Source organism: Peribacillus sp. Bi134 (assembly GCF_918698065.1).
Lineage (GTDB): Bacteria > Bacillota > Bacilli > Bacillales > DSM-1321 > Peribacillus.
Window position 1 is genome coordinate 180,979 of sequence record NZ_CAKKLN010000010.1, and the last position, 11,259, is coordinate 192,237.

At 37.7% G+C, this 11,259-nt stretch carries 8 protein-coding genes and 1 pseudogene; 6 read left to right on the forward strand and 3 right to left on the reverse strand.

Features of this window, described 5'->3' with window-relative positions:
* Nucleotides 1-960: 960 nt before the first annotated feature.
* Nucleotides 961-2,178 carry a cytochrome P450 gene (locus LQ188_RS22710; RefSeq protein ID WP_230178408.1) on the reverse strand — a complete coding sequence of 406 codons (1,218 nt, stop codon included), beginning with the start codon at nt 2,176-2,178 and terminating at the stop codon, nt 961-963.
* Nucleotides 2,179-2,552: 374 nt separating this feature from the next.
* Here LQ188_RS22710 and LQ188_RS22715 point away from each other — a divergent pair.
* The 6 genes and pseudogenes from LQ188_RS22715 to LQ188_RS22740 all read left to right on the forward strand — a co-directional run.
* Nucleotides 2,553-2,833 (forward strand): annotated as a pseudogene (locus tag LQ188_RS22715) (VOC family protein); the annotation flags it as partial.
* Nucleotides 2,834-3,428: 595 nt separating this feature from the next.
* Nucleotides 3,429-4,121 (forward strand): DUF1796 family putative cysteine peptidase, encoded by a 693-nt coding sequence (locus tag LQ188_RS22720; RefSeq protein ID WP_363320611.1) that lies wholly within the window; start codon nt 3,429-3,431, stop codon nt 4,119-4,121.
* 355 nt (nt 4,122-4,476) lie between these two features.
* Complete coding sequence (locus LQ188_RS22725; RefSeq protein ID WP_230178411.1) at nt 4,477-5,532, forward strand: ABC transporter substrate-binding protein; 1,056 nt, start codon at nt 4,477-4,479, stop codon at nt 5,530-5,532.
* Nucleotides 5,533-5,559: 27 nt separating this feature from the next.
* Nucleotides 5,560-6,375, forward strand: coding sequence for an ABC transporter ATP-binding protein (locus tag LQ188_RS22730; protein WP_063576690.1), 816 nt, complete (start codon nt 5,560-5,562; stop codon nt 6,373-6,375).
* A 20-nt stretch (nt 6,376-6,395) separates the two neighbouring features.
* Nucleotides 6,396-7,220, forward strand: coding sequence for an ABC transporter permease (locus tag LQ188_RS22735; protein WP_230178412.1), 825 nt, complete (start codon nt 6,396-6,398; stop codon nt 7,218-7,220).
* Nucleotides 7,221-7,822: 602 nt separating this feature from the next.
* A complete protein-coding gene (locus tag LQ188_RS22740) occupies nt 7,823-8,719 on the forward strand; it encodes a DMT family transporter (RefSeq protein ID WP_101221607.1) in 897 nt (298 codons plus the stop codon).
* A gap of 113 nt (nt 8,720-8,832) precedes the next feature.
* Here the strand turns inward: LQ188_RS22740 and LQ188_RS22745 are convergent, their stop codons facing one another.
* Together LQ188_RS22745 and LQ188_RS22750 are read right to left on the reverse strand one after the other, a co-directional pair.
* Complete coding sequence (locus tag LQ188_RS22745; RefSeq protein WP_202190535.1) at nt 8,833-10,650, reverse strand: LamG-like jellyroll fold domain-containing protein; 1,818 nt, start codon at nt 10,648-10,650, stop codon at nt 8,833-8,835.
* 379 nt (nt 10,651-11,029) lie between these two features.
* Nucleotides 11,030-11,259: hypothetical protein (locus LQ188_RS22750; protein WP_230178414.1), on the reverse strand; the 230-nt coding region annotated here is incomplete at its 5' end.

An 11,259-nucleotide genomic window follows, 5' to 3' on the forward strand; every position in this document is an offset into this window, starting at 1 on the left:
GCATATTAGAGTTGGGACAGTTTAATTAAAGAAAAGGGGGCGGCACTCAAATTGAGAGCCGTCTTTTTAGTATAAAGAAGGGAATTAGTCATTCTTAAATAGGATGGAAAATTTGCATTGGAATTTTGGATTATCTCATTTTTTTCGTCTCATAAGTTAAGATTACTCTTAATAGATAGGTTATTTATTTTGAGATTTTATTACATGTAAGATTTTTGAATGACCGTTAATGTGGATTATTTCCAGAAACAATGCTGTTATTTGTAAAATACATACTCTAAGATGGGACGCTTATGACTAAAAAAACGCAACTAGCTTTGATGTTTCTCTTAATACCTCTGGCAATATCAATTGTTTTTGGTTTTCGGAAGCCTCAATTTTACGAACCAAATGATTCGCCGGCACCAGTTGATCTAAAGTAGTCATTTCAAGTTGCTCGCTGAATAGAATGATGTTTCGAAAGCATCCTCATCACCTCAAGTTTTAATAGTTCTATTTTAAAACAAAAAAGACTGTAGGCAAAAGGAGTTCCATCTAAAATTTTAAACATAGTTGATTGGAACGGAAGGTACGAGACTCCTGCGGGAATAGCGAGTCCAAGGGAGACCCCACAGGCGCAAGTGCGCCGAGGAGGCTCCCGGACCGCCCGCGGAAAGCGAGTGCCTGAAGTGGAAATCAAGGTTCAAATTTGTACAAGCCAAAAAAAATGTAGACAAACTCGATTTCCATTTTTGTTTCTGTATTTTTTAGGTCATAATTCCGTATTATATATTAAGGTTTTATCAACCTAGTACAGTGTGATTTCTAATAACTGGATAAATATAGGATTTAACATCTTCTCCAACAAATGCTTTCCAAATATTCAATTTTAAAAGGTCACTAGGTTATAAAAACTTCATTTTTTGTTATTGATAGGTTTTTGTATTACTTAATCTATATATTCTTAGGCAGCAAGGCTCATTATCTTGTGAATTTTAAAGGAAGTCTTTTCACTCCAAAAACGAACGGACTTGGAATCGCCTCCAGCTCAGTCCCTTTTACACCTTCCAATTTTGCAAATGTACTTAATAGTGTCACGAGAGCTACTTCTGCTTCTAGACGTGCAAGCGGGGCACCTAAACAAAAATGAATACCAAACCCGAAACTCAAATGAGGGTTTAATTTCCTTTCTAACGTAAACCGATTAGGTTCTGCAAACTTTTGTTCATCCCGGTTTGCCGAAGCGACCCAGCAAATTACTTGTTCCCCCTTTTGGATTGTTTTGCCCCCAACTTTGACATGTTCCTTTGCAACACGGCCAATTGCCTGTATTGGAGGATAAAAGCGTAGTGTTTCTTCTACCAATTTTGGTATTAAAGGCAGGTTTGTCCTAGCTTGTTCTTGAATGTTTTTATCTTCTGTCATATAGCGTACGGCATTTGTAATCAAATTAGTTGTTGTTTCATTTCCCGCAACTAATAATAAAACACAGAAAGATAGTACCTCTTCTTCTGTTAATTTTTCCCCATCAATTTTTGCTGCTAATAATAGCGAAATTAAATCTTCTTCAGGATTAACTTTTCTCTCTAAAATTATTTTTTTGAAATATTCTTTAAGAAACCCACTTCCTTCCTTACGTTTTTGTGCCATTCTTTGGAAGGCTTCATTTGAATTATCTTTGGCGCCTGCCACGAGAACATCAGAATAGGTTTTAAAAAGATCCCGATCCTTAGCAGGGACCCCCAATAATTCGGCAATTATTATGACAGGCAACGGACCAGCAAGGTTATGAACGAGATCCATAGTCCCCTTCTCATTAACTTGATCGAGAAGGTAATGTGTCACCTCTTCGATTTTATTTTTTAAATCCTTCACTGCTTTAGGAGTGAATGCCTTGTTCACTAAGTTTCTCATTTTCGTGTGTCTAGGAGGGTCCATTGTCAAAATGCTTCCTTGAAGAGTTCCAGACCCTCGTTCCGATGAAAACAGTTTTGGATTTTTTAGAATATAATGTACGTCCTCATATCGAAACACATCCCAGCAGCTTCGAGCCTCATCGTACCTTACAGGAGTATTTTGTCGTAAACTATTAAAGATTGGAAAAGGAAATAATTGATCTGCGTTCGAAGCAATTTCGCTCATGGGGATGAGATTAGCATACTGCTCCACTGCGCTTGTTGATTTACGTTCTTGTGTCATGGTTTCATCTCTCCTTTTATTGTGACTAATATTCATACAGAATATAGTCATGAACCGGTTCATTAACTAAGATAACAAACTCGAAATTTGGTTTCAATTGACATAAATTGAGATATTTTTCAATGAGAAGAAAGTAATAACTCGGAAAATTTGATTCACCACCTATTGAAATACTCTTTTGAGTTTCATAGCTTCTCGTTTAAGGTCATGCCGCTACCCCAAGTCATGCCAGCAGTGTAACTATATTTACTGCACCCTTATCCACTAATATTTTAAGTCTGCTGCTGAAGTTTTTACCTGAAGCAATGGGTGGGTTTCTGAAAAGGGTGTTTCAATCTACTGATGCTGGCTACAGTTAAGGGAAATTTCATAACTATCGGGCAGAAAGGAAGTCCTATAAATTGGATCTAATGGTCGGAGGGGAATATCAGCTGGAATTGTCTCTTTTCCTTATAGCCCCAATCGCCCAAGTTATCCTGAAGCAAGAGGGCCTAGGCATCTTGCCTTTGAAGTGGAAGATATTAATCAAGCTATTGAAGAGTTAGAAAGAGAAAATATTTTAGTCGAACCTATCCGTGTTGATGAGTTAACAGGAAAAAGGTTTACTTTTTTTTGTGATCCGGATGATTTGCCTCTTGAAATATATGAAAAGTAGGAATTACAAGCTTGGCTAGGAAAATGCGTGAAACTTTAAGACATGAAGTTTTTTGGGTAGGTAAAACTTGGTTGAATTCAAAAGCTGAAAAGCGGGTTGAAATGCAATATCGCTACACTAGTGTTATTCGGTAGATTCATGATTTCAGCACTATTACGAAAAAGGTTATTGACCCTACGATAAAAGGTGGAAAGGGGGCAGTATTTAGGTTAGGCAGTCTTCTCCATTAATATTGTTTGCATTCCCGATATTTCTTTAAGATCCCAACGGTCCACTTTATCCAAGTAGGGCTTCTTTTATTTTTCAGAAACATAAAAAGGGCTGTTAGTAATCTATTAAGTACTATACAGATTTCCAGGAAGCTTCATAAGATATAAAAAAGGAGGTACAAGCATTGAAAGAAAAAATAATTAACGCCCGTTTCCGCTTAGTAACAGGTACATTTCCTGATAAAGAAACCGCCTAATGGCTGAAGAGCTGAAAATTCGTTATGGCTGGATTGTCTATATAATTCCGGAACAAAGTGAAAAAGACTGGAATTAAAATTAGTTAACTACCAAAACGATTTGATGAAATAGGGAAATTAGTAGAGAGGATGACTGAATTGAAATTACAAGATATAAAAGGATCTTATGATGTAATCATTAGCCTAGGCAGTTGGTGTGGACCTTCTCTTAATTTAAGGGTGCATAATTTGAGGCGGTTTTCGTTTCCTCTTGATTGGGTTGTATCTAACTCACTCCCGGATGTAAGCAGATTATTGAAGAACAGATTTGTCGGATTTATGGACTTAAACAATATGAAGCAGGTAGATGGCATCGCTTCTTATCTTGATGATGGAGATGCGGTTTTTTCTGATGAAGGCGGTAAGCAGCAAGACGCGTATTTTATCCAAGATACCTATTATAATATTATTTCAGTCCATGATTTCCCAATAATACCTAATCAAGATTGGACTCATCTTTACCCTGCTTACAAAGAAAAACTTAATTACCGAATAAATAAGTTTATTGAAATAATTTCAAATAGCAAATCCGTCTTATTTGTTAGATGGGGGGCAGTTTCGGTTCACGGTGCAGTTGAATTGCAATCCGTCTTGTCCGAAATGATACCGGGGAAATTTAATATCCTCTTCCTTGATCCACTAGCGGAGGTAAAAGGTGTTACTGAAATCGACTGGGGAATCAAAGGCATTTGTACAGTGCAAGTACCCAGTGATGGTCCTAATGATGATTCAATGTGGGATTATGTTTATAATGGGCTAACCTTAACAAAAACATATTCTTAGTAGTGATTTCACTTTTTTTATTGCAAACGTTTAAATTTGGTGAAGCATTAATGGATTGAGAATAAGTCTTTTTCCTTTATTTGAAGGATGGAACAAAAGAGTTATTTTTACGGAAGAAGAAAATTGTATCTTAAGAGTTAAAGGACACTCATTATTCTAAAAGAGTGTTTTTTTGTGCAGTAATCCACTGAATTATCTAAATTTTCCAAAATTACATTTGACCCAAATGGGACAGCTGATTTAGAATTGATATGTATATGAAATAATGTTTTGTATACAAAACATTAATAGAGGGGGAATATAGTTAGATAGTGAATTAAGTGTAAAAAATATTTGATTTAGGGAGGTAAGTAATATGTTTAAGATAAAATTGGCGTTCGTTCTGATTTGTTTGGTGTTAATAATTTCTGCATGCGGTCCAAGTGACGAAACAACTACAGAAGGAAGTTCCGGAGGAAAAGCGGTAAAGCTTACTTTTACGGAACCTGCACGGTTATTGTCAGTTGCCCCATTGTATGTAGCCATCGAGCAAGGTTTTTTTGAAAAAGAAGGAATTGAAGCAGAGATTGTATCTGGTGGTGGAGGAGCACAAGTAATTGCTTCTGTATTATCAGGTGAAGCTCAGTTTGCGGTCTCGGGTCCTCGAAGTATGTTTACTCCTCTTGATAAAGGTGAAGAATTAATGGCGATTCAATCTTTAAATTCAGCGCTAACCTATCAAATTACTCTTTCTAAACAATATCAAAAGAAAAAGAATGTTTCTAAAGACTCATCATTTGAAGATAGAGTGGCTTCATTGAATGGCGCAACTATTGGTACAAATCTTGTCGGTGATTCTGGAGACGTATACACCCGCTATTTAATGCAAATGCATGGTGTTGACCCCGATTCGCTTAAAACTGTCAAATTGGCAGGAGATGGATCGAAGATTGGCGGTATGCAGGAGGGGATTGTTGATGGTGGTATAGCATCGCCTCCAATGGGTTTACAGGCGGAAAGTAAAGATGTTGGTGAGATCGTAATCAATACAAGTGAAGAGCCAATGTATGGGAATATGGTCTGGGAAGCTGTTTTTGCTAAAAAGGAATATTTAGAAAAAAATCAGGAAACATCTTTGAAAGTAGTTCGGGCAATAGGGAAAGGTATGGAATTCACACGTAATAATCCAAGAGAGGCAGCCGAATCAATCGTATCTTATTTTGATGGAATTGATGTTGATATCCTAGAGGAATCACTAATCGGATTGAAAAACACTTTTAAAGGCTATGGGGAAATGAATCAAGAAGCTTGGGATAATGCCCAGGATCCATTAGTTGAATTCGGCAAGTTGTCAGGCGTTTCTACTAAACAGGATACTACTGAAGATGTTATTTGGACAAATAGTTATATAGAAGAAGCATTTAAAAAATAATTAGATAGAAAGGAGATGATAGGTAAGATGGAAAATGCACAACTGGAAAATTTCAAATTGTCTACTCGTTTTTTGGATGTTACTTACGTAAACAATAAAACTGGTGCAGAAGTGATTGCTCTGCAGAATATAAACTTGAATATCAAAGATGGTGAATTTATATGTATAGTTGGGCCGAGCGGCTGTGGAAAAACCACTTTTTTAAATACTGTAGTTGGATTACTTAAGCCAAGTAAGGGAGAAATTCTATTAGATCAGCAAAAAATTGATGGTCCCGGTAAGGACAGGGCAATGGTTTTTCAAAACCCGAGTCTGTTACCTTGGAGAACAGTATTGGAAAATGTTCTCTATGGAGTTGAACTGTTAAAGCAAATAACGGCAGAGAAAAAGAAAGAGGCGAAGGAATTTATTGAAATGGTCGGTTTAAAAGGTTATGAAAATCATTATCCCCACGAATTATCAGGGGGGATGCAGCAAAGGGTAAACTTGGCTCGAGCATTAACGGTAAACCCGTCCTTAATATTACTGGATGAACCATTTTCGGCATTGGACGCACAAACCAGGGAGTTTATGCAAGGTGAGTTACTTAGAATATGGGATGAGACAAAAAAGACAAGTCTTTTTATTACACACCAAATTGATGAAGCAGTATTTTTAGCTGATAGAGTTTTTGTTTTTGGAGCAAGACCAGGACGTGTAGTGGAGGTTGTTGATGTTGATATACCTAGACCGAGAGATCTTCATGTGAAGCGCAGCCCGGAATTTTTAGAGTTTGTAGACCATATATGGTCCATTATTGAGCAGGAGTCTTCAAAACAAGGCTTCGATAATAAAGAAAAATAATATAGTGAAAGGAGAATAAAATGGCGAAGAGTACGATCCAACTTACACAAACAAAGCACAAGATAAAAAAGGCGAAGAAAATAAAAAAAGAAAAAAAATCATTTTTTATCAGTGTTGCATCTGTTTTAATATTCCTGTTGCTTTGGGAAGTTGCCTCTCAAAACGAATGGATAAATCCATTGTTCATTAGCTCACCAGTTGAAATTGCACAAGCGGCAGTTTTAATGGTCCAAGAAGTATCTTTTTGGGAAAATATGAAAGTGAGTGGTTACGAATTTGTTTCAGGCTTTGTTTTAGCAATACTGATTGGAATACCACTTGGTGTGTTATCTGGCTGGAATTCTAACTTTAATGCAGTAGTTAACCCTTTCATTTCAGGATTATATGTAACACCTAAAGTCGCACTTTTACCAGTGATCATAATTGCATTTGGAATAGGACCAGCATCAAAAATTGTTATAGTATTTTTGATGGCCTTCTTTCCAATAGTGATGAGCGCACAAAAAGCTATGTTAACATTAGATCAAAACTTAATAAAAGCAGCAAGAACATTTAATGCAAGTGAATTTCAGATCTTTAAAACAATTGCTTTGCCTTCGACGGTACCATTCCTTTTAAACGGTATTCGCTTAGGTATAGGCCAAGGATTAATTGCTGTAGTTGTAGGTGAATTATTCGCTTCGACAGCTGGTATCGGATATCAATTGACAAGCAATGGTCAAAATCTACAAACAGATCGTATGTTTGTTGGAGTGTTAGTCATTACGATAACGGGAATCATTCTTACTTCATTATTAGGCATTATTGAAAGACGCTTTTCTTCTTGGAAACCAGAAAATAGTTAATTAAATTTACACTTTAAACGTTATTTTTCAGTATTACAGCACAAAACGGTTACAGTGTAAAAGCCTCAAGCCAATATTTCAAGTAAGCTTAAATTTGGAAAAGGTAATTGTAAACAAGTTTGTAGACAAAAGGGTTTCCATTTGAATTTATAAACAAAGTTGATTGGAACGGAAGGTACGAGACTCCTGCGGGAAAAGCGCGTCCAAGGGAGACCCCACAGGCGCAAGAGCGCCGAGGAGGCTCCCGGACCGCCCGCGGAAAGCGAGTGCCTGGAGTGGAAATTAACGTTCATATTTTACACTCACTCAAAAAAATATAGGCAATCTTAATATCGAGTTTCTCTCCAGTCTAAACCAAAGGTGCTTCCTATACGAAGCACCTTTGGTTTAGTATGCTTTTTAAACCTGATCCATCTTTAAACAAAGTTCTCAAATCCAATCCCAAATGGAATAGAATTTCTTCAGCGATGGTTACAACTCAGAATGTACTTAAATTCGTTATTTTACTGTTCCACTTCACAGTGAGATAGAAAATTTATTGAAGTTCTCCCGTATCCATGATACCTTCAGTTTATAGTGAATGGTCATGGGAGGAATAGATTTTGAACACTAAGGCATTTATATTGGCATCAATTACAGTTATTATTTGGGGATCTACATTCGCCGCTATTCGTGCAAGCTTGCATGGTGGGTATTCAGCTGGCCATTTGGTACTTGTTCGTTATCTTATAGCATCAGGGATTTTTGTCCTTTATGCTCTATGGCCTGGGGTGAAATTTCGACTCCCGAAAAAAGCGGATTTGTTGAGGATATCGATCCTTGCATTTATTGGAATTAGTATTTACCATATTGGGGTGACATTCGGGGAACAAACTGTTTCGGCGGGAACGGCTGGAATGCTGATTGGTTCAGCACCTGTCTTCATAGCGATCATTGCTGCTTTCGTCTTAAAAGAACGCCTCGGCCTATTCGGATGGATCGGTTTAGGAATAGGGTTCACAGGAATCACCTTAATAACTTTAGGTACTGCAGGCCCTTCCCTGAATATTTCTGAAGGAGCCTTTTTAGTGCTGATGTCGGCTATTGCTTCTGCAGTGTTTTTTGTTTTCCAAAAGCCACTGTTCAGCCGTTATAATCCGATTGAATTGACAGCATATTTCACATGGATTGGTACAATTCCCTTTTTTATATTTTTTCCTGGGCTATTTCAAGAAATTCAACATGCAACGATGGAAGGTCATTTATCAGCGGTTTTTGTTGGTGTTTTCCCTGCGGCCATCGGTTACGTAACTTGGGCAGTTGCACTATCATTAGGAAAAGCCAGTTCCGTATCCAGTCTGTTATACATTGAGCCTGTAATTGCCATTTTTGTCGCTTGGGTTTGGCTGCAGGAGGTCCCTAGTACCCTTTCAGTCATTGGCGGCGCTATTGCTATATTTGGGGTTCTTGTCGTTAATGGGTTCGGAAAGTATAAATCGGTGATGAAAAAAGCAGCATGAAAGATCCTTAAACAGACTAGTATAATCGCAGCATTCTTGAATCATCATGGAGGATGTATGACTAAACACAAAGGGAAGGCACCCAAAAAAGGAATTCACCCAGGTTGATGAGGTCAATCAGATACACCTGGGGAATTGGATTTTTCCGCCTTGAAATTAAATCTTTTTTTAAAGTCCCAATCTAATTTAAATGAATTATTTTCACCTGTTAAAAATTTATAATCGATATAGGATTTTTCTTTTTTTGACATTTCGTCGACAAATGGCGAATAGGTCCGGAATAACAATACATTTTTCTTTTCATCAAATTCTACAAGTCTTAGCCAGCCATTACCCCCTCGATAATTCGTTTGGTAATTGACCAGCATTTGAATGACATCATTTCCTGCTGAGTTTTGTTTTACCCGATGTGCTATCCCATAATAATGTCCATTAACCGTCATGAATACTTGATTATGGTCCTTTACGAGTTCATCCCAAATCACCCGGCCATTAGAAGATTCGACGGCAATGGTTTTATCATCCTTAATCTTCGGGAATATAATATCATGCGAGACGAGGATTGTCGGTTTATCTTTATGCTGGTCTAGAACTTTTTTTGACCATTCCAGATCCTTATGCAAATTTTTCATATCCACTATCAAGATTAGATATTCATAACTTCCTGCCTTAGTGATTGCATATGAACTATACCCAGAGTGAGACGACCCCTTATAGTATTTTTTATTCAAAAAACGCTGCGGCCCATAATGCGTTAAGAAAGGATCGCCGTCCGCATAGTCATGATTCCCAGCCGCCATCAAATATGGAATTTCCTTTTTATCCAAATGGGAAATGGCTCCGAGGGAATTCTGCCATTGTTTTTCTGAATCACTATCGACAATGTCCCCAACAAATGTATTCATGATGATATTGTTCTTCTTAGTGTTATTGGAAATCCAGTTCATTTGGCTATTGAAAATCTCTGGATTTTGGCTTGAATATTTCTGGGTATCCGGGACAAATAGAAAATTATAATTCTTTTTATTCGTTAGAAAGGGTAAAGCTTTGTTTGATCCTTCGAATGGTTCATCGTCACGGGCATCCTGTACAAGCCATTCTTTTTCAGTTAAAGCCTTATTGGCAATTCGTATTTGCTGGATATTCCCTTTGAATAGTGCATTAAACTTATTTCCCCACTCAGATGCTCCGATGTTCCAGCCTTTCCCTTTAACTGCTGCAATACCGATTACTTTTTCCGATTTTCCGTAATCGCTGACGCCATTCAAAGTCAGAGTCGTCGTGTCACCATCATTAACAACCGCCAAATGGTACCATTCATCAGCATTTAATGAACGAGACCAATTGCTTACATTATAATTTAAATTAGATGGATGGCTTGTCCAATGGATTTTTTGATCACTGGACACAGTTAAAGCAGAAAGGATTTTCTTCTCGCCTTCCATTTTATTAAGATCTGCTGCCTGTCCTTGTCTAGAAAAAAGCCCCATGGCATTCTTGGAATCGCTTGGTAACTTGAACACCGCTTCGATGGTAAACCCCTTATCGAATTCCTCCGAATTGATAGGGGAACCCTTTTTGGTTTTAAAATATCTTCCTGAAGGGGCGTTTTCGTAATTAGCGAACTCCAAGCTATCCACTTTTTCTTGATCATGATAATCTTCTTCGGACCATTGAATCATATCTTTTAATTCAGGCGAGGCAGGATCCCCTATCGTCACTAACTCTAAATCATTTCCATGTTTGCTTGTATCTTCTATAATTAAATTACCTTTATCGATTGAACCGCTTTTAACATGTTGTTTTGTGAATTTCCAATTTGCCACGATATTGCTTCGATTATTTTCAGCAACGGAATCAGCCGATTTGGCAATACCAGGAACAATCATACATAAGAGTGAGAGACCTATTAATGCTTTTTTCATTCTCATAAACATCACCCCGTTACATTTTGATTAAGCGATATACATTTATCCTTTTTACTACCTGGATTAATTTGTAGCTTAGTAAGCCAAGGTAGATTCCGTACAGCTGCAATATGGTATAGTTTGCTTATCTTCTCTGTAACTTATTAAGGATGAGTAAAAAAGTCTTATTTCCACAAAACCCATTAGGTAATAAGTCCTAATGGGTTGTTTAACTTGTTAAATCAAGGTTTTCAATCGATAGAAATCAATAATATGAAGAGATGTAGTTTGAAGGAATTTGAAAATCAGATGGGGAGTAGGAAAACAAGCCTACTGGTAATTGGAGTTAATGGACAAAACGAAGAAAAAGCAAAAAAAGAGACAGCCATAAGCTGTCTTTTTTTTACCATCTACAAATCCAAGTCCAACCAAATCCGGGAACCCATACTCTCCTACAGCGTGGAATCCATTGTCCGTGTTCCCAATGACCGCCACCGTGTCCGTCCCATTGACCGCCGCCATGACCGCCACCGTGTCCGTCCCATTGACCGCCGCCATGACCGCCACCGTGTCCGTCCCATTGACCACCGCCATGACCGCCACCGTGACCATCCCCTTGACCATAACCATGAC

Excerpts from the sequence above, each read along its gene's own strand:
- LQ188_RS22720 (WP_363320611.1), top strand. The coding sequence starts at position 3,429 with ATGACTGAATTGAAATTACAAGATATAAAAGGATCTTATGATGTAATC.
- LQ188_RS22730 (WP_063576690.1), top strand. The coding sequence starts at position 5,560 with ATGGAAAATGCACAACTGGAAAATTTCAAATTGTCTACTCGTTTTTTG.
- LQ188_RS22725 (WP_230178411.1), top strand. The coding sequence starts at position 4,477 with ATGTTTAAGATAAAATTGGCGTTCGTTCTGATTTGTTTGGTGTTAATA.
- LQ188_RS22710 (WP_230178408.1), bottom strand. The coding sequence starts at position 2,178 with ATGACACAAGAACGTAAATCAACAAGCGCAGTGGAGCAGTATGCTAAT.
- LQ188_RS22735 (WP_230178412.1), top strand. The coding sequence starts at position 6,396 with ATGGCGAAGAGTACGATCCAACTTACACAAACAAAGCACAAGATAAAA.
- LQ188_RS22745 (WP_202190535.1), bottom strand. The coding sequence starts at position 10,650 with ATGAGAATGAAAAAAGCATTAATAGGTCTCTCACTCTTATGTATGATT.